The organism is Gelidimonas diazotrophica, from assembly GCF_055694025.1.
In genome coordinates, this window is sequence record NZ_JBSYGK010000002.1 from 1 (window position 1) to 26,349 (window position 26,349).

The 26,349-nt window shown below is 52.2% G+C and carries 32 protein-coding genes; 19 read left to right on the forward strand and 13 right to left on the reverse strand.

What is annotated here, in order from left to right; all coding sequences use genetic code 11:
* The gene (locus tag KGFNPO_RS17735; protein WP_472615926.1) at positions 1-969 is read left to right on the forward strand and encodes a replication protein RepA; all 969 of its coding nucleotides are present in this window, start codon (positions 1-3) and stop codon (positions 967-969) included.
* Between the two features lie 782 nt (positions 970-1,751).
* Here the strand turns inward: KGFNPO_RS17735 and KGFNPO_RS17740 are convergent.
* Positions 1,752-2,027 (reverse strand): hypothetical protein, encoded by a 276-nt coding sequence (locus KGFNPO_RS17740; protein ID WP_472615927.1) that lies wholly within the window; start codon positions 2,025-2,027, stop codon positions 1,752-1,754.
* Between the two features lie 84 nt (positions 2,028-2,111).
* On the reverse strand, positions 2,112-2,387 hold the full coding sequence (locus tag KGFNPO_RS17745; RefSeq protein ID WP_472615928.1) for a hypothetical protein: 276 nt from the start codon (positions 2,385-2,387) through the stop codon (positions 2,112-2,114).
* A gap of 244 nt (positions 2,388-2,631) precedes the next feature.
* On the opposite strand from KGFNPO_RS17745, the gene KGFNPO_RS17750 reads away from it, so the two are divergent.
* Both KGFNPO_RS17750 and KGFNPO_RS17755 read left to right on the forward strand, forming a co-directional pair.
* Positions 2,632-3,669 carry a DNA-binding protein gene (locus KGFNPO_RS17750; protein ID WP_472615929.1) on the forward strand — a complete coding sequence of 346 codons (1,038 nt, stop codon included), beginning with the start codon at positions 2,632-2,634 and terminating at the stop codon, positions 3,667-3,669.
* 52 nt (positions 3,670-3,721) lie between these two features.
* A complete protein-coding gene (locus KGFNPO_RS17755; protein ID WP_472615930.1) occupies positions 3,722-4,060 on the forward strand; it encodes a hypothetical protein in 339 nt (112 codons plus the stop codon).
* Positions 4,061-4,102: 42 nt separating this feature from the next.
* On the opposite strand, the gene KGFNPO_RS17760 is transcribed toward KGFNPO_RS17755, so the two are convergent.
* The 9 genes from KGFNPO_RS17760 to KGFNPO_RS17800 all read right to left on the reverse strand — a co-directional run bounded on the left by KGFNPO_RS17760 (position 4,103) and on the right by KGFNPO_RS17800 (position 13,708).
* Positions 4,103-6,370, reverse strand: coding sequence for a DotA/TraY family protein (locus KGFNPO_RS17760; RefSeq protein WP_472615931.1), 2,268 nt, complete (start codon positions 6,368-6,370; stop codon positions 4,103-4,105).
* Positions 6,367-6,834, reverse strand: coding sequence for a hypothetical protein (locus KGFNPO_RS17765; RefSeq protein WP_472615932.1), 468 nt, complete (start codon positions 6,832-6,834; stop codon positions 6,367-6,369). The genes KGFNPO_RS17760 and KGFNPO_RS17765 overlap by 4 nt, the downstream gene beginning before the upstream one ends.
* Positions 6,827-7,219 carry a hypothetical protein gene (locus KGFNPO_RS17770; RefSeq protein ID WP_472615933.1) on the reverse strand — a complete coding sequence of 131 codons (393 nt, stop codon included), beginning with the start codon at positions 7,217-7,219 and terminating at the stop codon, positions 6,827-6,829. The genes KGFNPO_RS17765 and KGFNPO_RS17770 overlap by 8 nt, the downstream gene beginning before the upstream one ends.
* 417 nt (positions 7,220-7,636) lie before the next feature.
* Positions 7,637-8,119 carry a hypothetical protein gene (locus KGFNPO_RS17775; RefSeq protein ID WP_472615934.1) on the reverse strand — a complete coding sequence of 161 codons (483 nt, stop codon included), beginning with the start codon at positions 8,117-8,119 and terminating at the stop codon, positions 7,637-7,639.
* Between the two features lie 265 nt (positions 8,120-8,384).
* Entirely contained in the window at positions 8,385-11,117 is a 2,733-nt protein-coding gene (locus tag KGFNPO_RS17780; protein ID WP_472615935.1) for a TraM recognition domain-containing protein, read from the reverse strand.
* Positions 11,110-11,865: a hypothetical protein gene (locus KGFNPO_RS17785; RefSeq protein WP_472615936.1), complete on the reverse strand. Its 756-nt coding sequence runs from the start codon at positions 11,863-11,865 to the stop codon at positions 11,110-11,112. Before KGFNPO_RS17785 ends, KGFNPO_RS17780 begins: the two co-directional genes overlap by 8 nt.
* A gap of 86 nt (positions 11,866-11,951) precedes the next feature.
* Positions 11,952-12,560 carry a hypothetical protein gene (locus KGFNPO_RS17790; protein WP_472615937.1) on the reverse strand — a complete coding sequence of 203 codons (609 nt, stop codon included), beginning with the start codon at positions 12,558-12,560 and terminating at the stop codon, positions 11,952-11,954.
* A gap of 3 nt (positions 12,561-12,563) precedes the next feature.
* Positions 12,564-13,307, reverse strand: a complete 744-nt coding sequence (locus KGFNPO_RS17795; RefSeq protein WP_472615938.1) for a hypothetical protein — start codon at positions 13,305-13,307, stop codon at positions 12,564-12,566.
* Positions 13,304-13,708 (reverse strand): hypothetical protein, encoded by a 405-nt coding sequence (locus tag KGFNPO_RS17800; protein ID WP_472615907.1) that lies wholly within the window; start codon positions 13,706-13,708, stop codon positions 13,304-13,306. Before KGFNPO_RS17800 ends, KGFNPO_RS17795 begins: the two co-directional genes overlap by 4 nt.
* A 357-nt stretch (positions 13,709-14,065) precedes the next feature.
* Here KGFNPO_RS17800 and KGFNPO_RS17805 point away from each other — a divergent pair, with 357 nt between their 5' ends.
* From KGFNPO_RS17805 to KGFNPO_RS17855, 11 genes are all read left to right on the forward strand, one after another.
* Positions 14,066-14,428 carry a plasmid mobilization protein gene (locus KGFNPO_RS17805; protein WP_472615908.1) on the forward strand — a complete coding sequence of 121 codons (363 nt, stop codon included), beginning with the start codon at positions 14,066-14,068 and terminating at the stop codon, positions 14,426-14,428.
* Positions 14,415-18,008 carry an LPD7 domain-containing protein gene (locus KGFNPO_RS17810; protein WP_472615909.1) on the forward strand — a complete coding sequence of 1,198 codons (3,594 nt, stop codon included), beginning with the start codon at positions 14,415-14,417 and terminating at the stop codon, positions 18,006-18,008. The genes KGFNPO_RS17805 and KGFNPO_RS17810 overlap by 14 nt, the downstream gene beginning before the upstream one ends.
* Positions 18,009-18,122: 114 nt before the next feature.
* Positions 18,123-18,509, forward strand: coding sequence for a hypothetical protein (locus KGFNPO_RS17815; RefSeq protein ID WP_472615910.1), 387 nt, complete (start codon positions 18,123-18,125; stop codon positions 18,507-18,509).
* Positions 18,460-19,533 (forward strand): hypothetical protein, encoded by a 1,074-nt coding sequence (locus KGFNPO_RS17820; protein WP_472615911.1) that lies wholly within the window; start codon positions 18,460-18,462, stop codon positions 19,531-19,533. Before KGFNPO_RS17815 ends, KGFNPO_RS17820 begins: the two co-directional genes overlap by 50 nt.
* A 5-nt stretch (positions 19,534-19,538) precedes the next feature.
* Positions 19,539-19,880 (forward strand): hypothetical protein, encoded by a 342-nt coding sequence (locus tag KGFNPO_RS17825; protein ID WP_472615912.1) that lies wholly within the window; start codon positions 19,539-19,541, stop codon positions 19,878-19,880.
* Positions 19,881-20,184: 304 nt separating this feature from the next.
* Positions 20,185-20,577, forward strand: a complete 393-nt coding sequence (locus KGFNPO_RS17830) for a hypothetical protein (protein WP_472615913.1) — start codon at positions 20,185-20,187, stop codon at positions 20,575-20,577.
* Between the two features lie 12 nt (positions 20,578-20,589).
* A complete protein-coding gene (locus KGFNPO_RS17835; protein WP_472615914.1) occupies positions 20,590-20,988 on the forward strand; it encodes a hypothetical protein in 399 nt (132 codons plus the stop codon).
* On the forward strand, positions 20,985-21,365 hold the full coding sequence (locus KGFNPO_RS17840; protein ID WP_472615915.1) for a hypothetical protein: 381 nt from the start codon (positions 20,985-20,987) through the stop codon (positions 21,363-21,365). The genes KGFNPO_RS17835 and KGFNPO_RS17840 overlap by 4 nt, the downstream gene beginning before the upstream one ends.
* Positions 21,366-21,374: 9 nt before the next feature.
* Positions 21,375-21,887: a hypothetical protein gene (locus tag KGFNPO_RS17845; protein WP_472615916.1), complete on the forward strand. Its 513-nt coding sequence runs from the start codon at positions 21,375-21,377 to the stop codon at positions 21,885-21,887.
* A 2-nt stretch (positions 21,888-21,889) separates the two neighbouring features.
* Positions 21,890-22,159 carry a hypothetical protein gene (locus KGFNPO_RS17850; RefSeq protein ID WP_472615917.1) on the forward strand — a complete coding sequence of 90 codons (270 nt, stop codon included), beginning with the start codon at positions 21,890-21,892 and terminating at the stop codon, positions 22,157-22,159.
* The gene (locus tag KGFNPO_RS17855) at positions 22,149-22,691 is read left to right on the forward strand and encodes a YkgJ family cysteine cluster protein (RefSeq protein ID WP_472615918.1); all 543 of its coding nucleotides are present in this window, start codon (positions 22,149-22,151) and stop codon (positions 22,689-22,691) included. Before KGFNPO_RS17850 ends, KGFNPO_RS17855 begins: the two co-directional genes overlap by 11 nt.
* 294 nt (positions 22,692-22,985) lie before the next feature.
* On the opposite strand, the gene KGFNPO_RS17860 is transcribed toward KGFNPO_RS17855, so the two are convergent.
* Together KGFNPO_RS17860 and KGFNPO_RS17865 are read right to left on the reverse strand one after the other, a co-directional pair.
* On the reverse strand, positions 22,986-23,279 hold the full coding sequence (locus KGFNPO_RS17860) for a hypothetical protein (RefSeq protein ID WP_472615919.1): 294 nt from the start codon (positions 23,277-23,279) through the stop codon (positions 22,986-22,988).
* Complete coding sequence (locus tag KGFNPO_RS17865; RefSeq protein WP_472615920.1) at positions 23,279-23,707, reverse strand: DUF29 domain-containing protein; 429 nt, start codon at positions 23,705-23,707, stop codon at positions 23,279-23,281. The genes KGFNPO_RS17860 and KGFNPO_RS17865 overlap by 1 nt, the downstream gene beginning before the upstream one ends.
* Before the next feature lie 172 nt (positions 23,708-23,879).
* Between KGFNPO_RS17865 and KGFNPO_RS17870 the strand changes: the two genes are divergently transcribed.
* The 5 genes from KGFNPO_RS17870 (at position 23,880) to KGFNPO_RS17890 (ending at position 26,217) form a co-directional block, all read left to right on the forward strand.
* Positions 23,880-24,458 (forward strand): recombinase family protein, encoded by a 579-nt coding sequence (locus KGFNPO_RS17870; RefSeq protein ID WP_472615921.1) that lies wholly within the window; start codon positions 23,880-23,882, stop codon positions 24,456-24,458.
* Complete coding sequence (locus tag KGFNPO_RS17875; RefSeq protein ID WP_472615922.1) at positions 24,455-25,114, forward strand: hypothetical protein; 660 nt, start codon at positions 24,455-24,457, stop codon at positions 25,112-25,114. Before KGFNPO_RS17870 ends, KGFNPO_RS17875 begins: the two co-directional genes overlap by 4 nt.
* Positions 25,115-25,210: 96 nt before the next feature.
* Positions 25,211-25,555, forward strand: coding sequence for a type II toxin-antitoxin system RelE/ParE family toxin (locus KGFNPO_RS17880; protein WP_472615923.1), 345 nt, complete (start codon positions 25,211-25,213; stop codon positions 25,553-25,555).
* Entirely contained in the window at positions 25,552-25,887 is a 336-nt protein-coding gene (locus tag KGFNPO_RS17885; RefSeq protein ID WP_472615924.1) for a helix-turn-helix domain-containing protein, read from the forward strand. The genes KGFNPO_RS17880 and KGFNPO_RS17885 overlap by 4 nt, the downstream gene beginning before the upstream one ends.
* Positions 25,888-26,007: 120 nt before the next feature.
* The gene (locus KGFNPO_RS17890; protein ID WP_472615925.1) at positions 26,008-26,217 is read left to right on the forward strand and encodes a type II toxin-antitoxin system Phd/YefM family antitoxin; all 210 of its coding nucleotides are present in this window, start codon (positions 26,008-26,010) and stop codon (positions 26,215-26,217) included.
* The last annotated feature ends 132 nt before the right edge of the window (positions 26,218-26,349 follow it).

The following is a 26,349-nucleotide window of genomic DNA, read 5'->3' on the forward strand; positions in this document are numbered from 1 at the left end:
ATGGCTAAAACAGATAGTACCTCTACAGGTGAAAGCAGTATCCATATGGAACTGACCCCACGTCAACGCAATTTGATTGATGAAGCGTTGCAAATCGAACAGGAAGAAGCGCGATCAGCTGGAGCGCTCGGCTTCATGGCGCGGACATTGGCCCAAGTCACATTGCCTCATACCGACCCCAAGACACTGTATTACGAGCGCACCAGTGGCAAATTGTCGCTGGCAGTGCGCGGCCATAAATCATACGGCGTACCGTTCGGCACCATCCCGCGCATTGTATTGGCCTGGATGAGCACCGAAGCGGTAAGGACAAAAAGCCCTATTCTTGAGCTTGGGCGTAGCGCCGCCGATTTCTCCCGCAAACTGGAAATGCACTACAACGGACGCGACTTGGCACGACTGAAAAAACAATCTCTTGCACTAGCTAGGGCGGTTATCAGTATTGATAGTCACGACGCGACCACTAACGCAATGGCTTATGAAGATATAAAAATAACCTCACGCGGTTTCGTTTTTTGGAGCGATAAAAATCCAGAGCAGCAAAGCCTTTGGGAGTCAACACTGACCCTGACCGATGATTTTTATAAAGCAGTTGCAATCCGGCCTATCCCAATAGATTTGCGCGTATACCATGCGTTAAGTAAGTCGCCGCTTGCAATGGATATTTACACCTGGCTTATTTATCGCATATTTGTTTTGCGGGTATCTGGTCACAGCCAGGCACTAATACCGTGGATTGGACTTAAAGAGCAGTTTGGCAACGGCTATGCGGACGATATAAAAGGATTAAGTAACTTCAAAATCAAATTTAAGACACGCCTTAAAGAGGTGCTTTTGTTTTATCCAGAGGCAAAGGGCAACTTAGACGACACCGGAGAGCACTTAAAAATGACACCTTGCCGTTTGCATATTGTCCACACGAAAGGGGCAAAGCTTTCCAAACTGGACACCCCGAGCAAGGCGTTCTAAAACACTCCTTACATCAATCAAAGCCCATTTAATGGGCTTTTTTTTCGGGGATAACTAAGCTTTTCCATGTGTAATCGGTAGCAAGGCCAAAAAGCTAGGAAACATAAGGCTTTGCGGCTTGTTTTCAAAAGTTGTTCATGTGTAATCGGTAGCCTGAAAATGTGTAATTGGTAGCAAAAAAGGTATGTGTAATCGGTAGCAACCCGCGCCAGCTATAGCTTTCCGGCGAGGTACGTGAATCCCCTAGTATCTTTGCTTGTATGTCTTTATCAAGTAGTTGAATTTCGATCTGTGGATAACTTCGCCACAAAGTCAAAACGACGGGGTACACCACACCAAAAATCAGTACCCCAAGAAAACACCAACACCTTTTACAACAGCAACACCAAGAGCAAATCCAGACTGCACCGCTGCGCGGCGCACAAGGAAAACTCAAACTCGGATTGATTGACAGTCTAGCCGTGGCTACGCGCCGCCGGTCGGCGCCGTCGCTCGCCATATAACGCAGGGGTGCCCCGTTGGGGCATCTCACCATGCGGTTGTGTCTTCGCTGCGCTCGCACAATCGGCGCAAGCGCCGATGAGACTCAAATCGCCCCCGCACCGTTAATCGACGTTTCGCAAAACCAGTTTAGCAAGCACAGGGGTAGGGATGAGGAATGTTAATGAAAAGCACGGCTAGGGGCATCAAAACGCTCGTAGACGCGTTTTGATCGTGCGACTGACCTTGCTGCTGTGCCCGGTTAAGGAAAACGCGCTAGGGCGCGTTTAACCTCGCGCATTTTAAGCAACAGCAAGTTCGCCTGTATCGGCGATAGCCTGCACGAATAGCGCGAAGGCTTGTTCCGTTGTTGTTGTGACACTCGCCTTGTGCCGCATCTTAGCCACTACCGCCGGGAGATCCGCTGGTGTGCAGCACGACTTAACCACCTGGTTGAGCAGCGGCCGCAGCAGTGCTCGCAACGCTCTGGTGAAAACTTCCGGCTTGTGCTCCAACTCGGGGTCGGCTTCGGTCAGCAAATCATCGAGCAGCACATCGGATAAAATTGGTTTAGACATGACATAAACTCCTAATAGTTTGTGTTGTGTTAGGCCGACGGCGGGGCTACCACTCCACTGTCGGCCGCTATGTTTACCGTTGAATTAATCTAGTAAGAGCGCCGGATTGAGCAATGGATTCAGCTCTTCAAGCGCCCGGATGCAAGCCTGCAGCATCACGTTCATCTCTTGTTGAACTCTCATCGCACATGCCCTATCGTTACCAACACAGGGACTTGGATTTCTCTTAGCCTCCTCTCCGGCCGCTCGACATTTCTGCGCGCTGGGACTCTGCTTTGCTGCTTCAAGTGCGACATTGGCCATAGCGGATGCGGATACGCTGGCCAGCGCGAATGTCAGGAGTAAAGCTGTGGTTTTCATCGTGTTCCCCTTTTCTTAAAAAGCAGCACGCTTTTGCATACTGTAATCATATTATAATATGATTATCATCATATTGCAAGTTTTTGTGTTCTGTTTTCTCTGTTGTTCAGTACAAATATTTGTTACCTTGTTGAAAATAATAATAATAATAATAATAATAATAATATTATTATTATTATTATTATTATTATTATGTTATAATTTCTTATCGGTTGAGTAGCCGGATATAACCAGGGGAATGAAAATGCAGATCAATCAAGAAACACGCGACCGCATCACCGCAGCAGCCGACCAACTTTTCAATGATTCTGGCCGTGTAAGCTTCCCGGTCGTTGACGCCGTTCGCCGTATCTCAAAAACCAACATGAACGACGCCAGCGCAGTGATGAAGGAGTGGCGACGTATGCAAACCGCGACCGCTGAGCCGGTAGCTCAGGCCGTGCCAGAACGCGTCCAGCAAGCCAGTGCTGCAGCACTGGCGTCTATGTGGCATGAGGCGCAGGAAATCGCCAACGAGAGCCTGAAAAATGTGCAGGCCGCATGGGATGCCGAACGCGTCGAAGCCGATGTGTTGCGTAACGAACTATCCACGGCATTTGAGGGCCAAGCCCTTGAGCTGTCCACAGCAACTGAAGCGCTGGAAGCGCTCGATAAAGCCGCTACAGCCGCTGCCCAGGAAGCCGCCGCCAAACTTGACCAGGTGCAGACCGCCCTTGCAGCAATGGCAGAACGTGCCAGCACAGCGGAAGCCCGAGTTGTGGAAATCGAAAAACGGGCCGACGACCTGAAAGCCGCCTTAAATATCTCCCAGGAAGCGACCCATGCCACCGCCGCCGAACTGGATGCAGAGCGCAAACGCTTCGATGCTGCACTTGCTGATGTGAAGGACAAGGCTGATGCTGCCGAGCAACAAGCTGCCGTGCTGACGGCAAAGCTGGAAGCAATGACAGAGCGAGCAACGAAAGCAGAAAAGCAAGGCAACCAGGCCGTGCAGGAACTTACCAGCGCCAAGATTCAAGTGCAGGCCCAACAGGCCGGCCTGGACGCCGCAGCTAGAGAACTAGAGGATGCTCGCCGGCAAGTGAAGGAAGTGCGAGCCGATGCCAAGAAGGCTGGAGAGGAAACCGCCGTCGCCCGAGAAACCTCCGCCAGTCTGCGCGGCCAGCTCGAAGCCACGATCAGTCAGAATGCGGCATTGCTCGCGACATTCAAGCCGGCTGACCTTAAAAAGCCGACGAAAGTCGCTAGCACTGGTAAAGAAAAAGGAGGGGAAAAGGCCTGATTGAGGCTGAACAGCGTGTCATAATTAATCGACATAACAAAGGAGAAACGCTATGACTTGGAGTGATATTCAGTACGGCGAACAGCAAGGCGCTAGGCGCGAGCGATCGGCGCGTGCCAACGATAACAACGCTTGGCAAGACCACTCCAACAAGCTGGAGGCGAAGCTCAACGACGCGCAACGTGCTGAACTCAACGAGCATGTTGAACGGAAAGTGGCGGTTGATTACGTCCGCGCCTTGCGGAAAGCTCTTTCCGATCTGGACCCGAATCATCCACTATTGCGTGACGATTTGGCCGCGAAGCGGTTTGAAGAGGCTCGTACTAAAGCCTACGGAGATCGAGGCTATACGCACGATGCCAAATCCGGCCTCTTCAGCAAAAAAGCCTAGATGTTCTAGGCCTTTTTTGCTGCATGTAGGATGACTATCCGGTTAACCTCCTAACAGCTCCTTGTTCGACGGGGACTCCTTTTCAGTTCCACCAGTTCCACCACCAGGGCCGTTCGGTTTGGCGCCGCTTTTTCCACCGCCTCCGCCACCGCCACCAAAACTGCCAGAGCTTTGCCGCGCCACACCAGCAAACACCTGCTTAACCTCATGTCCTTCCTGATCGCCGATGCCATTTGCGCCGACCGCGTTGCCGAGCCAACGCAGCACATTGTCAGGGATGTAGTTGATTAGTCCAAAAACAGCATGCACGACGATCGACATGATGAAAGCGTAAAGCACCGAGTAGGCAACGAACGCACCCAGACCGTTGAAAGAATCGTGCATTGAGCCAGCAACCGCCATCATATAAGTGGCATTGACCAAGTGGGTGATCGGCTGAGCCAGTGTGATCGAGAAAATCAAACCGAATACCATCAGGCACGGCCGCAAAAATGTTGACAGGATAATCATGTACCCCGGCCCAGCTTTCCCGACTGCATCGTCACCGTCTGGGTGAACATGCGCAGCAGCAAATATCGGTGCCGCAACGACGTTTTCAACCACCATAACTAACCATTTGATACACGCCACGATCCAGGCGATGTACGGAATCATCGGAACGTAGAAAGCTAGGATAAGGCCAGCCATGAACAAGAGGCTAAATATTGTGCTGACCATGCCGGACATAGACGACAGCGCCGCACCAACGTCGAACACGTTACCGACGGTAAGTTTCATACCGTTAGAATTGGCGAACCCTGTGGCCACAAACATGGTTCCGGCAATGCCCCATGCTGCTCCAGTAATCGTGTCACCCACGGCCTTCATTTGGCTAATGTGGCTTAGGTTTGAACCACCAATTTCTTGCGTCATTTGGTGAATTGCACCCAGCGCCGGCAGCGACAAGAGTTTTTTGACGTCTTCCCATGACCTCGGGGCTTTCACAGACCCGTCGGGATCTTTGTAGGCCGATTTCCATTCTTGTTCGTAGGCTGATTTTGGAGAGTTTGCACGGTTTTTTATGTATTCGTCAGCGACAGAGAGCGCGTCCTGATACGTCAGTAAAGTCTCCCTCGCCTCCTTGTCCTCAATGCTGATTGGTTCCGATGTTGGTATTGCGTTAATTGCCGATTGCATAGCGTCATTGAGTCGCACAATCTGATTGTAGTATGTGCCAGCGTAGAGCCAGCCACCGTCTTGCGCGAGCTGAATGAACTCGGTTTTCGCGCGATCGTTGCTTTGCTGCACGGCAGTCTGCGCACCAGCTCGCAGCGCGTTCTCATAAGCAAACGCAGCCTGGTCAACCGCACCAGGAGCCGGTTTGCTACCAGCAACGATTTGCTCGGCGACCGGGCGCAAGCTGGCGATCATGGATTTCACCGATTGGCTGTGTGCAGCCAGAATCGGCCCCTTGTCTACTTTTGTGTTGCCATTGCTCTCGCTTGATTCTTCACTCTGTGTCCAGTGCAGTGCCCCGCAGACGTTCGCGTTTTGGTAGGTGTTTCCTGTAGCTGACCATTGATATTCGCTGACCGTGTACCGTAAATTATTGATCGACGACGCCAGTGCGAACACGCCCAGCACAGGTACGGCAGCGGTACCTACGCCGGCAATTTCGCCCGTGTTGAAGATAATTTTTTGTGTCTCGGACACTTGAATACGATCGGCGCGGCCTGAATCCTGAAACTGCTTGTTCATCGCCGCCATGCAGACTTCATACCGCAGGATGTTGGCCGCCAATGGCCGAGAATCAGGCACATTCGGGCGACCGATCATGTTGTCCTGCGTTAGCTTTTCCATCATCGCCGTCCAGACCGCATCACCCATGCCTGCCCCTTGTATTGCAATCCAGAGCACCCCGATTTGAATTAACGAAAAACCGTTCCCGAGCGGGAGCAGGAATGCGGTACCGCCGACTGATCGCAACGGCACCCAGATCGAAGACATCTTCTTACCGAGAATTTCGCCGTCGTGTGCTGAGTCCACCGTGCCCTTGATGGTGGTGTACAGCATGAATAGCATGGACAGGAACAGCACTGCGCTGTTAAAAATCTTGAAACCGGCCGCCGTCACGGTGTCAGTATTAGTACCTGCTGGTGATCCAGTCGTCGAAATTATTGACACGACGCTGCCGAAAGCTTCGCGCAGGAATCCAACCGACGCATCGCCGGCAGGCGGGGAGAACTGATTCATGCTGACACCATTGCTATCGGCGAATGCCCATGCCGGCAGCAGCGCCACCAGGCAGAGTAGAAGACGAAGGATTTTCATTTGAATTCTCCGGTGCGGCGACCGAGTAGCCAATCGGTGAACCCAAACAATTCGCGGGCGCGGATCTGGTCATATCGGAAGCGCCAAACCAGTGTTTGGCAGATCGCCCAGACTGCGCCCAGACACAACAGTGTCACGATGCTAAACGACCAGTCGAGATAAACGGCGGCCAACAACAAGACAAAGGCCAGCACCGCTATCAGGCCAATTAAATCCGATGTTGCTTTCACTTGTGCCGCCCGATCGTGAATCCCTTTTTCTGTTAGTTGGTGCCGCTCCACCGCTTCGCTGAATGTTTCGACGCGCTGAGCCGCTTTCTTTGCTCGTAAGTTGGCAGCGATATTTTTGATGCGCTGACCGGTTTCGCCAAAATCGGATATGCCAAACGTGATGGCGGTTTTCGCGTAGCTTTTGGCTTCGCGCGTGAACGGCGATTCTGATTTTTTATCTTTTTTCTCAGCCATGATGCACCCCCAGCCACAGCAACACGGCAAGCACCACACCCACCGACAGGCGCAAGGACAGGCTGTAACGCGCATTCAACTCACGCAGCTTGTCGGCCGGCGTCCACTCGAACGGCCAGCTCCATGACCACAGCGAGAGAACATCACCTGTCAGTATCAGCATGTAGGGGGCCACAAGCAGCGCCCACAGCGGCGAGTGCGACAGGTATATGAAGCCCGCTGCGCCGAGCGCACCTAGCAGAAACAGTGCCGGGAATAGCCACCCACCCGCGCGGCGCATCACTACTCGATGCAGGCCAAACGGGAGCCATGCACTAAAAAAAAGTGTTGCATAACCGGCTGCTGTTTGGCCGGCCCAGGCTAGGGATGGATTGAGTTTTCGCATTATTTTTAACTCCCACAATTGAAGGACTTTGGTTAAGGGATGAATCCGCGATAGGTCGGTATTTTGATGTTAAAAAAGACCTTTCTCATAAACCATTCGCATAAGTAAATTATGCGTTTTATTCTTGAAAAAAACAAGTGAAATTTCAACGTAAGTCATTGATTTTAAATAACAAATAATACGAAATAATAACAATTTATGTTCAAACGAAAGTCATATTAACTAGCCTGTTCTTCCCCGCCTGCAAAAGAAAATGGCCGGGATTCACCCGACCGTTTTAGCGCATCTTTATCTACCCGACCGTCCACCAGGAAGTCACCAGTCAAGGCGGGTGAATCAGCTCTGGCAAGAAAAAACGCCCAGGGCGTGAGCCGTGGGCGTTCCTGCTGCGGTTCAATCTGTATGCGCTAATTTGGTTTACAAGTTATAAACCAACGTCGGTTTAGCCAGGGTATTGATTCCACCAGCGTTTCCCGGATACGAGTAATTTGTAAAAAGAATATTTTTATAACCGAGTTTCAAGGCCTTTTTTGCTGCTGCAAATTCAGGAAAACACCCGGTGTTCGTCGTGATGAAAGCAACAGCTTTTAATTTATCGCCCTCGGTTACGTCAGACAGCATTTTTGCGAATCGACTATCGTCAGTACTCTGTGCCGTGCAGTCAGTATTTTCCATCACGGTAATATCGACTTGGACCAAGACAGGGCTAAATTTGTCCGCGTTGAGGACTGAATTACGAAGAAATTGCGGCGACACGATTTGCAAACCAGGAACAACGGGGAGCCCCGAATAATGAGTGGCTTTGAGTACATCAAAAACTCCGGACTCAGTAGCTTGAGCGTAAGTGATTGTGCTGGTAAAACCGATCGCACATGCCGCCACTAAAAGTAATTTTTTCATGTTTGCTCTTTCAAAAAAATGATTGTATTTGCGATAGGCCGGCTTTTGATGATGCCAAAAATTACCTTTCGCATAAGTCAAAGTATGAGAGTTTATTTTGAGAAATACAAGTTAAATTTAAACGTAAGTCATTGATTTTAAATAACAAATAATACGCAATAATAACAATTGATAGTCAAACGAAAGTCATATCGAAGCATCCGCCCTACCCCGCCGGCATTAAAAACGGCAGGGAAAATCCCGGCCGTTTTAATGCATTTATTACTCAACCTATTTCAGCGAGATCCTGCCGAGTTGCGCCGGCTCGCTGGAGATAGACATAGGCGTGCGCACGACCCATACTGATAATATCTTCATCGCGCAGCACTTCGGCCTCGTGGTTGCCTTCGCTCATGTAGGCCAGCGTCTTGTCTTCCTGCCGCCAGAAAGCAGCCTGCTTGGCAGAAAGCGAAGCCTCTTCGCTCGATGCATGGGCCAGCGAACCCGTTGGGACGAAACGCAAATCCACGTCCACCGCCGCGCGCCAGGTGTCGAACGAAATCGGCAAACTGGCTTTGTGAACTTGGAACCAGCCGGCCGCGAGCGCAGCGACGTAGTTGTTCGGTAGCTCGACGATACGTGCCGGCCCTGTTTCCAGCGGATTGACGCCGGTTTCCCTTATCAACGCCTCAAACGACTCGTAGCGGTTGCTCTCAAATGTGTAGCTGCGCAATGTCTTACCTGCGAGTTTTTTGGCATATTCCATCGTCGCGGGATCTTCCACCCGCAGGAATATTTTGCTGCGCATTTGCAGGGCGAAGTTTTCCGCCGCAATACGGCCGACGGCTTGCTCCAGGCTGGCCATACCCTGCGAACTGGTGAACCCGATCGTGCCGGTTGAGCGGGCCACATTCCAGAAATTTGAATCGGACATCCCCGCCACATCGGCGGTGATTAGATCCTGGAATTCGTCAGCGATGAACAGCAATTTTTCGGACAGCCCGATCGTTGGATTCGCCATCTCGCGCTTGCGCGCCTCGGTGTAGAGCAGTGTCTTCAGCATCACATTGACGATGCGACCAGCAACGCCATATTCCAGGTTTGACACGTTAACCAAGGAAATCGAACCCCAAACGTCGGTGATCTTCATCAGTCGTTGACTGCGGCCACTGGCGAAGGACGTACGCAGCTTCACATTGGAGGCAAACGGGGCCATCACGTTAGTTACGTTCGCTGTAATGCCGGTCTTGGTTGCATCGGCCAGCCTGACCCATTGGCCGCGCACGTAGCGGATGGAATCCATCAGCTCCGCGCCGGCGTACTCGGCAACATACGGCCATTGAGCCGGATCGGTGAGAGCGGCTAATACAGCACGGACGGCGCGCTCCTGCAGTTCGTCATCGAGGGCCATTTGATAGAGCATCACCAAGCTGTAGAGCCGTTCGCCGGTCTTGCCGATTAGTGTCACGCCGTCATCGGTGCATTCCCATGCACGAGCGATGACCGCGCAGTTGCGCAGAAGATCGCTTGCCATGTCAGGCCAGAACGAAGAATCACCACCCTCCCCGCCTTTGGTTTGCCGCATCACCGATCGGATGATGTCGGCGAGGAGTTGCGGATCGACGCCCTCCAGCAGATCAACACCGAACTCGCCGGCGGCGTCGTTACAACCGATAACGCGCACATCGGCACCTTGCCCGGCCTTTTCGGCGACTTCCTTAATATCGCGCCATAGAACTGCCTTGCCGTCAGTCGCATAGAACGAAATTTGACGTGGCTGGCCGGCCTGCTTCGCTTCGGCGCGGAGTGCCAGGAGCTGGTTCACGATCGGTAAGATAATTGAGCGTGTTTTACCCTCACCCGTCCCGCCGAGCAGTAGTAGGTGTTGCATTAGATCGCCGAGAGACATACGCATCGGTTGCCCCTTCTCCGGAGCGGAGAGTTGACCACGGAAGCGGAATAGACCTGATGCGGCTCCAATGTCGATTAGCGGAGTTTTGTCGAATTCGTGCAAAACTTTGAGCTGAGCCATGTAAGCGCGATACTGGATGTCGCGCTCTGGGAGGCGATACTTCCAATGGATAATCGCTTCCTTGTTTTGCCGGCGCAATGGTTCAATTTTCTGCTGGGCCGCTTCGCGCACAAGACCGCGCCACGTTCCGAGGAACACCAAAATGCCAAACAGCAGCGCCGTAATCGTGCCATTTGGTGCGCTGCCAATGATGGAATCACGGCGGTTCTCCATAATTTTCTGTTGGGTTGACGCCTGCTCGCGCACCTTGGCATTGAGCGTGTCCATGTCCCATGTGTCCTGCCGAAGCTGCACGCCCATCGTCAGGTATGCTAAGTTTTCCGGATTCGCGCGGGCTGATGATCGCTGGGCTGCCATCGACTCATTTTGTCGCGCCTCTCCCTTCTCTACGGCCGATTTGAGTGTTTTGCCAAGATAGGTTTGTGGATGCCATGCCAAAAAGCCCACGAAGGCCCAAAATACAGCCGCCAGCACCGCTCTGCGATATGACTGACCTACTAGCACGGTATCAATAAAAACCGGCGCCAGCGACGCCGGCGACGCACCATTTGGCAAGCGGCCGTCGATGACTAATGGCCTTTTCAGATCCTCTGGAATGTCACTCATCCACAGGTGCGGGTATTTCGCTTCTGGGTAACGTTCACGCGCAACTGTCTCGATATCGCCACGCAATAGAGCATCGTCGCTGTTGCGGAATCGGCGATCGAAGAAGCGATCTAGGGACTCATCCGTCAGCTTTAACCATAAAAAATCAGCAATGCGCTTGCCGGATGGGATCTTGAACAGCGTCCACAGCAAAGGCTTGATCGCGAGCCGCACGGGTGCTTCGGCAGCAAAGCGCAAGATAAGCCCGATTTGATACACCGATTGGCCTGCTTGGACTACACCTGTCAGGCGTAAAAAAAGGAATACCATCAGTGCAGCGCCAAGAATCGATGCGAGTCCGATGCCGCCAGTGAAGCCGCCGCTATCGAGTAGATTATTCATGCTTGTTCTCCTTATCCACCAGGTATGGAAAATCGCGCGCTACCTGGTACGGGATCATGTCGAAATTGATGGTTTTGTAACCCGGCAGTTTGGCGCGCGAGGCCAGTACGATGCCGTCGGTGTTATAGAAAACCCATTTGCCGGTACTGCCCTTGTGGAACACGGCCAGCCACGGTGTAGCTGTAACGCTGTACGTTCCACCGTCACCGATGATCGAGGCCATCCAAATTGTGTCGCCCGAATCAGAAACCAGGCAACGCGGAATGTCCGGCTGACCGGTCGTACTGTTCACCCAAGGTTTGCGCACGTCGTCGAGCTTGTCACAGACGGGATAGTCACCCGACAGCTTGCCGGTTGCGTTTAGGACTTTTACATTGTCGTCAATGTAAATCTTGAGATCCGTCGGTTTGGTCAGTTTTTCGGTCGTCAGTGGTAATTGGGGCATAGGCATAATCATCATGGCCATGTCGGCCGCGAGGCGTGGGCGAGGCTTTTCCCCCGCCTGTGCATCACCGGACGCCACACCTTTAAGAGTGCTCCAGGGTGAGGCGGTGAATCGCTCCCACCAGGTCGGCGGTTCCTGTGTTACTTGCGCGAGCTGCTTGACCAGCCCCGTTGTATTGCCGTGAATGTCCCGTACCAATGACAATGCAAACAGCCCGAGCACCATGGCACCAATCCACGTGAACGTGTTGAGGCGTGCTGCCCATACATGGCCAGGCGTCACGAGTTTTCGCCATTGTTCCATAACAAATCTCCCTGATTGAAGTTAATGAAGTGAATGCACATACAGCATATCATGCTGTATTAAGACTTTGTTGCTTTACGGAATGGTTATTGTGACCGTTGATATTGCCCTTGCGTCACCGGCGCGGCTGGTGACGTCGGTTTGGCCATTATGAGCACAACAGAAGTGATTACGGCCGCAACAATGCCCCCAACCAGCCCGGCCATTGCGCCAATCCACGCAAAATCTTTGCGCTTCGCGCTCCAGTCTGGATTTGACGCCTTGATTTTTTTCCCGAAGTCAATAATCGCATTGTTCAAACTTGTGACGCTCTTGCCAGATGCGTTTTTAAGTAGCTCCACAGTTGCTGCAATGTCTTCAGCCACATCGCCAACTTCCTTGATTAGATCTTCAGAGAGCTTATCGGCGTACTTCGTCATTTCCTCCTGGGCGTCAACACGCAGACGCTCAATGCTCTCTTTGTTGATTACATCGATTTTCGCGCCGTACCTGGCTAGGTTTTGCTGCAGCTCGCCAAGTACAGTTTCCAAGCGAGTGGCTTGACTGCTGATCGATTCCCCAAGGACTGGGATTCTGCTATCCATTTCCTCAATTCGATCGACCAGCCCGTCAATTTCCCCAACTATAATTTTATAAAGGATCTCGATTCTCGTCCGCGCGTCGCCCATCGCTTCCATTTTTGCTTTGGCGTCCATGATTTATGCTTTCGCCGAAACGCGTTTCGTTTCGGATTCCACTTTCTTTACCGGAAAGAGCGCAGCGAACACTGTATCGAGGTTTTCGTTAACTTTCGGAGCTGATTTTTGAGCGATCATCAAATCCATCAGTTTGCCAAGTTGGGAATCGTCCTCAGATTTTTGAACGAGTTGCTTATAGTTTGTTTTGTCGTTCAAGATTGATTCTAAACTGCGCTTCTGCACGCTCAGAATGTCGAATAACGCATGTTTGAAAATCGTTGTTTCAATAGAAAATGGAATTTGATGCACGGTTAATGCGCCGAGCAAGTAATCGAATTCATCAACCGTGTTTTTTGCAACACCGTTAAAGATAACTTTGATTTTTTCTTTGGAAACGCCTTGCGCCATTAATAATTCAATTGTTTTAAACGCGGCTTTTTGGTCTTTATCATCTGACATTGCGGGAATAATAAAAGCGTCGATTTCGTCGTGGCCTTCCATCCAATCCATTCCGGCCAAAAACTCTTTGCCTTCTTTAGAGCCGCCAACATCAATAATCGCGTCATTCATGCGCACTAGCTGTTTATACAGTTTGGTGAATTCTTCACCACTGTATTCATCGGCTTCAATGCCGAAATGCTTCACCGTAATATTCGCTGTATCAACAGCTATCACGCGAGCCTTGGGCATTCTCGGGCAGAGCATGTGCGCCGTAACCGTTGTTTTCCCAACACTACCGCCAAGTGAGCAGATAACGATTTTCATTTTTGATCCTTTTTTTGCATTTGTTTAAAAGAAAACTCTTGAGGTTCGCTACCTAAGACGGTTTCTGTTCGCGTCTTTCCTGCAACTGCTTCTACCCGCTCAACTGGCACCTGAGACTTTTGTTGACTTACTACTTTATCAACTTTTTCAAACTTCGAGCCTTGTACTGGGGCAGGGGGGATAGTGTCCGGTTTTGACCGTTGCCTGATCCTGTAAAGCATCGTTTTGTATGAACCCAGAGTGAGATTCAGACCGTGAGCGTTTAACACTTCCAATATCTCCTCGTGCTTTACTCCCGCTGCCAACTTCGTTTCGATCAACGGCAGCATCTCGCGCAATTGGCCCGTTGTGGTTTTCGCAGTCAAGGATAGTAGCGCCGACTTGATGGTTTCATCAGTCACCGAATAACCTCCTTTTATCAAAATTATTATGAATGTTGCCCATCTATTCCCATTCTGTATGTCAATTTGTTACCTGTCAACAGAATTTTGCTGTCAATGTCGCTTATTTGTTGCTTTATTGTTTCTATATAGTTGCCTCTATGTGGTTTTTTAGTTGTCTTGCTTAGTTTTTGTTGTCGTAGTACATTTATTGTCGTTATCATAGGCACGACGGATATGTTTGCAATAACGCTACGCGTTTTGCAAAATATCCCGTGCCAAAGGGGGTGCCCCCTTTGAATCCCCAGCGGCGCTGCGCGGCCGCCAGGTGCGCGCTACGCGGCAACAGAACTATCAAATCGGCAACAGGAGGTGTGTATGGCGAGGCCTAAAAGTGTAGATGGTGGGCTGAAAAAGACGGTGGCTTTTCGGCTGACGGAGGCCGATCACGCCGCGTATAAAGCGAAGTTTGAGGCTAGCGGATTGACTCAATCCGAGTTTTTCCGTCGATACGTGTTAACCAACCAGACGACCGTCATTGCCAAGTCGAAGCCCAGTATCGACAAAACTCGGCTAGTGTTCCTGGTCAATAAGTCATCGAATAACCTTAACCAACTCGCTGCGACAGCTAACTCGGTCAATAAGGCTGGGTTCGTTCGTGAGGGTATCTATTTTGGCATTCTGCAGGAACTTCAACAAATTTCCTATCTGATGAAGGCGGCCGTCAATGGCACTGATTAAAATTACCGGCGGTAGTGACGGAATCATGAAGTATCTTGAAGACGGCCTGAAAGAAGGCCGGTATTTTACTCGTGATCAATTGGATCATCGTGTGATTTTGGCTGGTAATTATGATGCAACTAATCAGACCATTCAGATATTAGATCCGGCATCAGAACGTTATCAGCACATTACTATTGGATTTAAGGAAGATTATATTCCTGACGACGTATTGCTTAATATCGTTGAGGATTTCAAGATTTTTGCTTTCGCCGCTTTTGGTTCCGATGAATATAGCTTTTACGCAGAAGCGCATATTCCGAAAATTGCAAGCCTTCCTAATAATAAAACTAGGAAGCCATTTGAGAGAAAACCACATCTTCATATCGTCGTTCCTAATGTAAATCTTATTACCATAAATGAAAAGAAGCCGCGAGGTAATAAACTCGGTCTATTTGGTTCTGTTAAGCAGCAAATAGATTTCATTGATGCTTTTCAAGAGCACATTAATAATAAATATGGACTGGCTAGCCCAAAAGACCATCCGCGTTTTAAATTCACGAATGCGGCTGATATGTTATCGCGATACAAGGGCGATATGTTTAAGACGCAGGAGCGTGTATTTCGCAAATCTATCCACGCTGCTGTCATTGCACAAAAAATAGAAACTTACGACGACTTCAAAAAATTGGTTTCTACTTTTGGAACTGTTGAGGTCATGGGTGGTAGGAATAAGGGTTGCTTTAAAGTCCGCGTACCAGGCGCAAAAGACTTTATACGGTTAGACGATAACGCATTCAAACGCGAATTTATCGAGTTGTCGACCGCCAAAAAAGAACGATTATTCAACGCCAAATACCAAGCTGAATACATCATTGCCGAAACTGCAAAAAAAGATCCTCAGTACATCACCGAAAAATTGCGAGAGTGGCACGAAATCCGCGCTAACGAAATCAAGTATCTCAATAGCGGGAACACTAAGGCTTACGGTGAATATAAAGCAGCAAAGCGTGATGAAAAGCTGACGATTCTCGCTAGCCGTGAGGCTCGTTTCTACAACAAACATAAAGGATTGGATCATGAGCAAAATCGGAATAACGCTAAGTCAATTGGACGAGAACCGCCGCCCTTCGCCCGAGGTCGTGTGCGGAACTTGTCCGAACTCGATGTGGTACGCCTCGCCGACAGAAGTGAAATGCTATTGCAGGGTGATGTACGCGACCACGTGGAGCACAGCCGAGCAGAACAAGCTGGTGCTATGCGATGGCCCGATGATCGAGTAGAGCGACCGGCCGATAACGTGATCGGCCAATACCAGGCCGAGGCCCAAACCGAGAAAATTAGGCAGCAAACAGAAGTACTCTCAGAGTTTCAGGAAATCAAGCGGAACCTAGATGCACGCTGGTTACTAGCCTATCTGTCCAAGACGCACGGCGTCATCCCGGAGAAGTACGAGGTCAACAAGGGCAACGATGGCAGCGACCGCATCAAATGCGGTAACCGGAACCTCAACGTCTCTGACTTCCTCACCATTGAGCGGAGATTGCCATGGGCCGAGGCTGCGCCGATCTTGCGCGAGTGCTACGCGGCCCAGCTCGCCCATGAGCCAACCCATGAGATCCGGAAGGAACCCAAGCACAGCGCTCTATGGCAGGACTTCCAAGGATGGAAAGTTGAACACGTCGCGCATAAATCCCAGGCATGGGAGCAGCAGAAAACTAGCGAACTAGCCCGTCTCAGCGAGAGCAGACAGATCTTCCAGAAAGAAAAGGCACGCATCAACGCGGCCGCTGGGAATAAACACGCAGAGCGCCGCGCTTCCGTGTCGATCGCACGCATGGACAAGGTGCAGGCCGACAAAGCGCTATCAGAACAGATTAAGGCCGAGCGCCTGGCGCTAAAAACCACTTACACCATGAAGGCAAGCGAGCTGTTCCGTGTGTTTCTGCAACAGCGGGCTCAGGCAGGCGATGAGCTGGCGCTGGCCGAGCTGCGCCGGCAGCGTATCGAGCCGCTGCAGCGTGACGACCAGGCCAAGCAATTCACAGCCGGAGCGGCGCCAGAAACCGAACAACACAGGCGGGGAGAAGATCCGATTGCCCAGGGCGAGAAAATCACCCACCGCGTGGCCCTCAACGGCGATGTCACCTATCAGTTTAACGGCCGTGACGTATTGCGCGATGAGCCGCGCGCCGTCAAGATATTGGACGACAACGACCGCGAAGTTTTGGAAACTGGCTTACGCCTGGCGCTGCAGAAATTCGGCCCGAAAATCCAGGCACGAGGCGACGAGGATTTTCAGCGCAGAATTGTCGAGGTATCCGTCGATGCCGGGCTGAAAGTCGAGTTTACCAATCCACTGTTGAATGAATACCGCCATCAACTCGAAGTCGAGAAGCGGGCCACCATCGAGCAGACCAAAGCCGCTCGTACTCAGCAACCCAAGCAGAAGGAGAAACTAATGGATCAACCCACCGTCAGCCCCGGTAAAACGTCATCAGTCGAGCAACAGAGACACGAAGAGAATCGCCGCTACGAAGAAGCTTTGCAACGTGCCAAGGATGCTGATCTGCCAGCATGGTTGCTTGATCGTGGCATCAAGATCGAGAAGAATGGCACCACAAGCTGGAAATTCTCGCACGGTAGCGGCGACACAGATCGGATCTTCAAATCGCAGCATGGCAATTGGATGGTACATAGCAGCCACGGCGACCGTGAGTACATGGACGCGATCGCTTACGCGCAAATGCACATCGGTATCACGCATCGGCAGGCTGTCGAAGAGTTGAGCGGCATCCAGTTGTCGGCAACTGCTTACGGTCAGCCGACCACGGTTGCAGCCTCTACGAGGAAGGCCCAGGAGAAGGGCGCTCGCCCCAATCCAGTGGCCACAGCAATCAAGCTCCATGAGGCAACGAAGCAGCAACGGGCGAACGCTTACCAATACGCTCTAAGTCGGGGTATTTCCGACGATACGCTGCGCGAGGCAGGCGAGCAGAACGTCATCAAGGCCGACCATCGCGGACTCGTGTTCATTGGCCACGATAAGGAAGGCAAGATCCGGAGCGCCGAAACGCGCTTCATCAAGGCCGAGAAAATCGGCGACGAGATGACTACTAAAATGTGCTACGCCAGCACAGACAAAACTTTCCCGCCTATCCTGCGCGGCAACGATAAAGACGTACATTTCGTTGAAGGCGGCTTCGATGCGCTGGCTTTGCGTGACCTGTATAAACGGGAAGGAAAGGAGCCTCCAACCGCTATTATCACTGGCGGCGCGCGAACCTTGAAATGGCAGAATAACTCGGAGCTTTGCGATCTTATTAAGAACGCCGATCATGTCCGGCCGTGGTACGACAATGAGATGAAAGCCGACGGTCAGATTGATTCTGAAAAACAAGCAGATACCCAGGAAGCCCACGATAGGCAGCGGGATACCATCATCCAGATCCGGGGTAAAGCGGAGGGCGTCGAGGAAATGCGCCCTCCGGTTGGCATCAAAGACATCGCTGACTGGAACGTGCAGCATGCCCAGGAGCACCAAGCCAAGCAACAGCAGCATGAAGAGCAGGAGGAACACCGGCCATCCATGCGGCCATAAGAAGCAGGGCGGGCAGCAATGTCTCGCCCTGGTTTTTGTTGTTTATGAAGTCATTGCACTCACTGCATAGTGCGTTATAATGAAGTCTGTGAAGTCACTAGAGTTGATGGAGTTATGACATATAGCCCGTGGATTGATCATCAGTGCGTGTGTGGCGTCGATTTCGATTACTACGAAGACGAAGCGCGCCAGCTTGCGAGCTTGGCCTGTGACTATATCAACTTGATCGGTGAAACGATGGAAGGGCGCTATGCTCTGCATCATCTTCGGTTCCCGGGCGACTCACCGTTGCCGCAGATCATCACGCACCGCCGAATCATAGAGCGGCTGCATAAGATGGTCGATTTTCTTTGTCAGCTCGAAGTACTCGCTGGTCTGCCAGATGATGGTTGGATAATCGAAAAGCAACGTGCTGGCGTGATCGTTTTCGTACCTCCCACGGAGAAACAACATGACCGACTCGAATATGGCTGGCACTGGCAACGACGAGCTGCAGCGTAACGCTGACCAGGCGCACGAGGCCTTGGCCGAACAGCGCGATGTGTCCGACAACTTGGTGCAAGAGCAGCATCAAGTGCGCGACGTGCTGACCAAACAGGCCCAGCAGGCGCAGCACGCCCGTTATCAAGAATGGCTGTTGGCCAAGAAAGAGACGCACGGACAGAATCAGCTCATGCCGGCGGGCAATGACCTTCCCCCGGCTCCGCGCGAGCCACTGGCCACCACCGGCACGCCCGAGCAGATCAAAACCGGCAAGCAGGCTCTGGAAGCTTACAAGGCCAGCGGCTTTATCGCCCACCGTGACAATGCTCCCGTTGTCGGTGGCCCAGAAGCGACCGCAGGCGACCATGCGCTGACTCAAGAACGAGCTTTCCGCGAGCGCCAACAGCAACTCGCGGACAAAATCACTGATCCAAAGACTGCTCCGGAACAGCGTGAGCGGATGGAGCTGCAGAAATCGACCGAGTTCCACAATCACCATGCGGAATCGTGGAACCAGGTTGCGGAGCTACAGCGCCAACTCAGCTACCCCGATAAGTCGATCAGCGAGGCCAAAAAGAATGCTGATCACCACAAAGAGCAAGCAGCTTTGGTAGCGAATCAACTCCATCAGCACGACCAAAAAAACGGTATGGTGCCAAAGGAGGTGCAGTTGCAGTTGGGGTTGAATAAGGAAAAACATAACACAGCACAAAGCCAGATCCAGCAGCGTGACCCACACCTAGATTCTCTGGCCTCCGTCAAAATTGGGAGGGAATCACATCACCAGTTCGATTCGGCAAAAGAGCAGTCTCAGCAAGCCGAGCAAGGCCAGTCGGAAAATCCGGCGCTCGATCGCGCAATGCAACGCCGTGAAGCGTCCGCGCAGCGCCACAACGGTGTCGAACCCAGCGCCTGGCTGAAAGAACAGGTTGTGGAAGCGAACACCCGAGAAAATCAGATTGAGTCCGTGCGACAGCAGCAGCGCACCGAGGCGCTGGGCAATAAGGCCGAGCTGGAACAGAAAACGGCGCACGCGAGGTAATAGCTATGCGCGAACAGCCCAGCCAAGACAACCATGCTGCCGTGCGCGTGCATGAAAGTCTTGAAATGAAGGTGAAGGCCAATCCGAATCCACCACGATCCGAGATCATCGACATGATGGTGCAAGAGGCAATGAATCGTGAGCAAGAGCTAGACGCGATCAAAGCTGAAAAATCACCTAAAGGCTTGAGGGCAGCCCAGCGTAAGCCTGTTATTGTGCAGGCGGCCGCTGTTGCGTCGTCGCCAGTGCCAGTAGATAACACGACCGACCTCTCATTTTTTGAAAATTTACTGGCCCCATCGCCGGCCAGTATGACCGAACCCGAAGACTATATAAATGACGACTAAGCCACCCCAAGACGATGTAAACGCGAAAGCATCCGGCATCAAATACGTTACGTTGCGTATGCCGCCGGAGCTTCACGCGAGAGTGACAAAAATGGCCGGCTCCTTACAAAATACCCGAGGCCGCCAAGTCTCGATCAATACCCTGATCCTAGAGCTAATTGACCAGGGCCTTGATCGTCTAAATATAGAACTTAAATAAATAATACGGCCGGCCGAAAGGCTGGGTGCGGAATCCATTGCCGCATTTTTAAATGATGGAAATGCACTTAATGCACTTACTTTTATTACACCATAGGGAGTTATTATGAACAAACAAAAGTTTTCTGCCATTATTCTTGTCCTGCTGTTTGTGGGCGTAGCCCACGCGACCGACGTTGCACCGACCGAGCAGATTCAGAACACATCTGCCATTGCTGCACGCGGCTCACACGCTCTCAGCTACCCAACAGACACAGGTGCTATGTTGCTGGCGCGCATGAACGTACTTGCCATAGCCAACGCGGTTGCCGTCAGTCCAGATCCGTTGAAAGTGGACATCATCGCTCGTAATGCAGAAGATCTAGGCCGGGTTGAGAAATGGTTTGCCGGCGAGCTGGCTAAGACCAAGAAGCACAACCCCGTGCGTGTCCAGGGATTCGTACAACCGAATACCAAGGACTTGAAAATCGACGTAGCTCTCGCGCAGCAAAGTAATTAAGGGGATAACACCGTGAAACGACTCATCATCACGGCGTTAGCCGGCATCATTGCCGGCTGCGCCAACATGCCACCCGAACTGTCGCAACTCGGTGGTAAAGCCCAGCAGACTTTTGCTCGCCTGTCCGGGCGTGGGGCATCGCTCGATACCCCGCTGCCGGCAGACGGCATTACGGCGCGCGACCAGGGGCTGACCGTGGCACTCGGTAAAGTCGGCCGGTTTGCCGCCAAACAATCGGAACCTATGACCATCACGGTATTTGCCCCGCGCATTGATCATGATTACCTGGTGCGCTCGATCAAGGCAGGAATGCCGGCCGAGAAGATGAGCGCTATCACCATCAACATCGAAACGGACGATACGCACCCGCGCGTTAGCGTTCGCACGACCCGCGAGACTAAAAAATCATGACCCGTCTAATTACCGCACTACTGGCCATCGCTGTAGCTGGTAACGTCTTTGCCTTCCAGAAGAAGGTAGAGCCGCAATCAAAGCAGGAGCAGCCAGCTAGCACCCCGGCACCGGTCGCAGCGACACCAGCACCGGCATTGGCGCCAATACCAAAGCCAACGGCTGTGCCAGAGCCAGAGCCGGCGGCAGTGCAAGAACCGGCGAAGCCGACGCATAAACAGAAGGCCGCCGCCAAGTCGGCCCGCGAGGCAAAACGCAAGCCTGTTGCCGAGCCGAAAAAAGTGAAACAGACCCCGAAGCTGCCGCCAGTGTCGCAGGAGTCGCGCCAGTTCATCGACGCCCTGAATGTCAAACTCGACGAGGAATTGAGAAAATGAGCGCGCATCATGACGAATCGCTGGCATTCGCCTGATAGCCTTGCTGCAGTCGCGCAAATCCGGCACGGTAATTGGGTGCAGCTCGACGACCTGCTATTTACGCTGCATGGGCTTGGCCCTCGTTACGCCCAGGTGCATAGTGCTGTGGTGGACGGCCGTCAACTGTCTTATGCTTATCTGGATCTGCCTGAAACCGCTTATGACCTCATCACCACCCACGACAGTCCGGTAGATTTGGGTACGTTTGACGATCTGGCTCTGGCCGGGGAGGGCGCACTGTATCAGGCGCTTGATATGGCATTCACCAACGGCAACCGCTCTAAGCACTTCGCCAGCAAACAGCAAATGGCGCTCGCCATCATCAAGGCACGGGCCGACCAAGTAAGCAATGCCGACCAGCTCGCAATGCATCGTATCGCCCGCTGGGCGAACGAATACGAACGGCGGGCCTGGTGGATTTGCAAGCACCGCCTAGAGGCTTACACGGCCTCTACAATCAATTGGCGTGCAATGGGGATGTAATCGTGCTTCTCTTTCTCGATACCGAATTTACGGATTTTATCGACACCGAGCTGATTTCGATCGGCATGGCGTCCGAGGATGGCCTCCATGAATTCTATGCAGAGATTCAAGATTTCGATCGGGCGAAATGCAGCGCTTTCGTGCAATCGAATATCTGGCCCATGTTGGACGAGACACCCAGCGTGATCATCAAGCGTGCCGAGCTGAGCGCGCGTCTGCGCGCTTGGTTCGCTGAGCTGGCAGTACCGCTCACTATCGCGTATGACTATTAAATTATTTGAGTACCTGAATGCCCCCAGCGACCTCATTAAAAAATTAGAGGCTGTATACCGTTATATGGACACTCTCGCGCCGTTCATTTCATCGTTTGCGACATGTGCCAAGGGATGTTCTCATTGCTGCAATTTCGACGTGCAAATCACAACCTTTGAAGCGGAATACATCTATGTCAAGACGGGCGTTCCACACACGGCCGAAGGGAAGTTGACGACTGGAAACCGTACATCCTGCCCTTTTCTCAAGGATGGTAACGAGTGTGGCATTTATCCGGTGCGTCCGATCATGTGCCGCACCTACCATGCTTTGGGCGATCCAGCCAACTGCGATGATCCAAGTGGGCAGCAAATCCAGTACGGGACTGAGGCAAGTGGTTTCGGAAATAAAATTTATCACAGTCTCGTTAGTTGGGTACATTTTCAAACGACCCATTTGAACGGGCAACTTCAGGACATTCGAGACTTTTTCCCACATCCTTGCGCCGACGTACAAGCATATTTGGGGAGCAAGCAAGAAGGGCTGCAGTAGCTAGAAAGGTGACTGTTTATGGGGCAGAAATGAAAAGCGGGCGAGAGCTGTTTGCGTTTTCCTATCAAAATGCAATTTAATATGTTTTGAGAGGAAAAGTGAATGTTTATGGGGCGTATTGCACTTAAAAATAGTCGATTTGCCACCGTTTGATATAGCGTGCGTTGCAGTGGGGCTAGAAAGGTGAATGTTTATGGGGGCGTATTGGCACTTAAAAATCGCCGAATCCTCACCCTTTCATATAACAGGCTGTCGGTTTGTATAAAAATGGCTGTTTTATCGAAAAAACAATTACTAGCCCAACGACCGCGCGGAGCCGTGCCCCGTGTAGAGGCGCAGATATTGCACGCGCACAAGTAACTTGAACGGGAACAGTACAGCACGCTCGATGAGGGCAGCCAGCACTGCATCATTCACCATGCCGACGGGCAGGCGGCCGCCATTGGTACGGACGGCCGAGATCCAACCATCAATCACATCGTCGCGTTCATCGGCCACTAAATGCTTAATGTAGTCCCGGCGCACCCGCAGACGCACCCGGCGTCGCCGAGCCGCTTTCCTCTTGTTACGTTCTGTCGCTTTGTTCATTATCGTGGCCCTACCATGACTTGCTCTTGATTCCATGGACAAACCTCCGGGAAATCCGTGTACGCCATACCTGTTTCCTTCGATGCCGCCGCAACGGCGTCACCCCAAGCATCTGCCCACCAATCCACATCAGACAGCGACTCCTTCAAACTGGGTGTTTTGCGAATCCGGCGTTCGATACTCTCCCGTTGCACTTTGATGACACGCTCCCAACTCGAACAACGTCGATCCGGTTGGTATTCCCACTTGAGCAAATGGGCGAGCAGAACAGCCATCCTACTCGCCAATTCACGTTGTTCGCTTTTGCCTACGCTCTCAATCTCATCTGCAATATGCTCAATGTCCAAATCAGCAAACTGGCCTGAACGCAATAATCGGGCTTGCTCCTGTGCCCAAGCAACAACATCTTTGTCATAGGTTGTACTCATGACCCAGCCTTTCAAAATTCAGTCTTGTCTCTCATAAACGGTGGATTTCGATAAGGCGTGAGGCTCGCCCAATAAAACCCAGAAATGGGCTGTTTTTATTTCTCAAAATCCTTTCTTAATTGTATCTCTCATTTTAAAATGATGGTAACGAGTTTTGCGAAGGATTTAAACAATGTTAATCGGTTACGCGCGAGTGTCACGGCAAGATCAGGAGCTGGCCCTGCAGCTTGACGCGCTCACAGCCGCTGGCTGTGAAAAGAAACATATCTACCAGGACAAGCAGAGTGGAGCCAAGGCAGACCGGCTCGGGCTGGCCAGCGCACTTTCGCACCTTCGCGCCGGCGACACCCTGATGGTGTGGAAGCTCGACCGGCTGGGAAGATCTGTTAAGAACCTGATCGACTTTGTTGCCGAGCTGGAAAAACTGGGAGTGAACTTTCGCAGTCTTACCGACGGTATAGACACAAGCACGCCTGCGGGCAGGTTCTTTTTTCACGTCATGGCTAGTCTGGCACAAATGGAACGTGAGCTGATTATCGAACGCACCCGCGCTGGCCTGGCCGCGGCAAAGAAACGCGGCCGCACTGGCGGGCGTAAGCCCTCAATGACCGAAAGCAAGACCGAGGCCGCACGCAAGCTGCTGGCCGATGGGATGCCACCTAAGGATGTCGCGGCCTCGATCGGCGTCAGTGTGGCCACGCTGTACCGACACATACCGGCGGCCGCTAGCGCGATGGCGGCTGACTCATGAGCAGCGGGGATTACTATGCCGGCGTTTGGGTAACGCAGCAGCGGACCAACCGCGAGATCCGCGACCTGGAAAACAGTCTCGTCAACTGGCAGCGATATAGCCGCATGCAAGCCCTGGCACTGGCCAGAACGCGCGAGACGCTGCAGCAGACCAACGCCAGCACCCAAACGCTAGCCGAGGCCTACGACGCCCACATCGACGCGCTGATGGCCGACTTCAACCGGCACTTGCAACAGCAGACCGAGAAGATCCGCGCCCATTATTTGGTCGAGCTGGTGCACGCCAACGACTTCTATCTGGCCCACCAGGCCAAGCTCATCGACGCGATCGAGACACGCGACCAGCGTATCGCTGCGCTGGAATCAGCTACGGCCGCCGCCGGCGACCAGGCGACCGAGCTGCTGGCGCTGCAGCAGGAAAACGAGCGCCTGTACCGTCGCATCACCGCGCTAGAGGCCGATAACGCACGGCAGGCCGCTTCGCTGGCCAACGGCGCGGCGCTGATCGATGCCATGCAAGGCGAAATCCACCACCAGGCGCGCGAGCTGGAGCACGCGACCTACACTTATGCACTGTTAGAGGATCTGGCAGGCGGCACACTCGACGGCTTCATTGACGAGCTGCATGGCCACGCCCTGGCTTTCTCCCGCCTGTAACCAGCCCAGCGGCCACTACAGCCCCGGCCGACTCGCTCAACGCGCAGTAAACCGATAAGCTAGGGCGTTATTGATTCGTGTATAAAATTTGATACAATGGAAGAAGAAAAAGCAATTTGTTGGATCGGCTCATCCTATGATGACATTCTCAGCTTTCCCGATGACCCGCGCCGCGAGGCTGGTTTCCAGTTGGGGAAAGTGCAGGCGGGGCTAGACCCCGACGACTGGAAGCCGTTTTCTAATGCAGGGGCCGGCACGCGCGAGATTCGTATCAAGGACGCGTCCGGCATTTACCGAGTGATGTATGTAGCCAAATTCGAGGAAGCGATTTACGTCCTGCATTGCTTCCAGAAAAAGACCGAAGCCACATCGAAACACGACAAGGACATTGCCGAGGCCCGTTATCGGGCCGTGGTGCGAGATAGGAAAGCAAAGAAATGAACGAGATAGACACCAAAATCCGGCACGTCACGAAGCCCGGTACGAACCTGTTTGCAGAGCTTGGTTTTGCGCCGGCTGAGGCCGAGCGCTGCCAAGTCGAATCGCAAAAGCGGATTAGTGACACACGTGCACTCAAAGAGCAGCTTATGGATGAGTTGGCAGCCTGGATCAAGGAGAATCATCTGAAACAAGACGATGCGGCCGAGATCCTGCACGTTACGCGGCCGCGTGTGTCCGATGTGGTGAATCGCAAGGTAAGCAAATTTACGATTGACGCCTTAGTGGATATGCTGACCCGTGTCGGCAAATCCGTCAGGTTAGCTGTCGGCTGATCGCCGATAGTGCCGCTTCGCGCCGGCACTCTTGTATTCAAGCGTTGAGAGTGTAATCATATTATAATATGACTTTTATCATATTATAATTAATTCACTGACAGCAAAAAAGGACTTATTATGCTACTCGAACGCGCCGACCAAGCGATTTCAGCGACCGATATACAGCGAAACGCAAAAACAATTTTCGATAGATTGCAGAATGGCGAACAAGACAAATTTGTGGTGATGCGCGATAACAAGCCGGCATTCGTCATGTTGCCGGTGAATACCTATGAGGAACTGATGGATGAGTTGCAAGCGCTTCGCGCCGGTGCAGTGAAGGCATGACCGATGCAAAAGATTAAGCCCAAAGCGCGGGAACTGGCAAGCAGGGCAAGGCATTTTGTAAAGCGGCGCAGGCCGGGGCTGTAACCCCAGCAAGCGCCTAACCAAAACCAACGTTAAACAGAAACGTGAATC